The 901-nt window shown below is 34.4% G+C and carries 2 protein-coding genes; both read left to right on the top strand.

What is annotated here, in order from left to right; genetic code table 11:
- Nucleotides 1-404: 404 nt before the first annotated feature.
- The gene (locus tag V7137_RS30345; protein WP_335701508.1) at nt 405-560 is read left to right on the top strand and encodes a hypothetical protein; all 156 of its coding nucleotides are present in this window, start codon (nt 405-407) and stop codon (nt 558-560) included.
- Nucleotides 561-711: 151 nt separating this feature from the next.
- Entirely contained in the window at nt 712-861 is a 150-nt protein-coding gene (locus tag V7137_RS30340) for a hypothetical protein (RefSeq protein ID WP_335701507.1), read from the top strand.
- Nucleotides 862-901 lie beyond the last annotated feature (40 nt).

The raw sequence follows: 901 nt of genomic DNA, 5'->3' as shown, positions 1-901 counted from the left end.
CTGTTAATCTATTAAACTAATACTTGGCACAATTTTGGGCCAAGTATTTTTTATTAATAAAAGAGAAAATATCTTTTTTAAAAAGTAGGATTGTTAATAAAATTATTTATTTCTGCTAGATATTGAACGAATTCATACCAAGGGTTCTGTGGCTATTTTAGAAGTGGATTTAAAAAGTTTCTTTTGTCCATGAATATGGGAGAAAAACCTATACTGCTTCGAACAATGGATGGACCAATGTTAAAAAAAATTAATATACTTGACTACTGCAGAGATTAGTAAACGAATTTGCAGGAAATGGTCTAGTAGATATTATGCCTGTATGACTCGATTCACCAGAAATATTTCCATTACAAGAAGGATTATTTGATTTAGTTATTTTTGATGAAGCGTCTCAATGTACGGTGGAAAGTGGGATTCCAGCTGTATACCGGACCAAACAAGTCATTTTTGCTGGTGATGAGAAACAGCTGCCACCTTATAATCTGTTTCAGTCCTCTTTTGTTAATGACGATGATGAGGAAGAAGAATACGAACAGATGAGTCCATTAGCCTGTTAAATTTAGCTAAGAGAAGGTCTTAAAGGCTTCTGCAGTGGCATTATCGTTCGAAGTATGAAGAGCTAATCAATTATTCCAATCATGCATTCTACAATGGGCATGTACAAATAGCACCCAATGTGGTTCCGTTTAAAAATCTATCTACGATAACGTGGAAAAAGTCGAAGGTAGATGGGTTAACCAGTCCAATGAAGTGGAAGCGATTGAAGTCGTCAAAATTCTTAGAGATATATTAATCTATCAGCCTGGAAAAACGGTGGGGATTATTACCTTTAACTCCAAACAGCAAACGAAAATCTAGGATCAGATTGATAAACAAGTAAGTGAAGATGAGGAATTTA

It is taken from the genome of Neobacillus drentensis, assembly GCF_036962765.1.
Taxonomy (GTDB): Bacteria; Bacillota; Bacilli; order Bacillales; family Cytobacillaceae; genus Neobacillus; species Neobacillus drentensis_C.
This window is presented reverse-complemented; position numbering and strand designations above follow the sequence as displayed.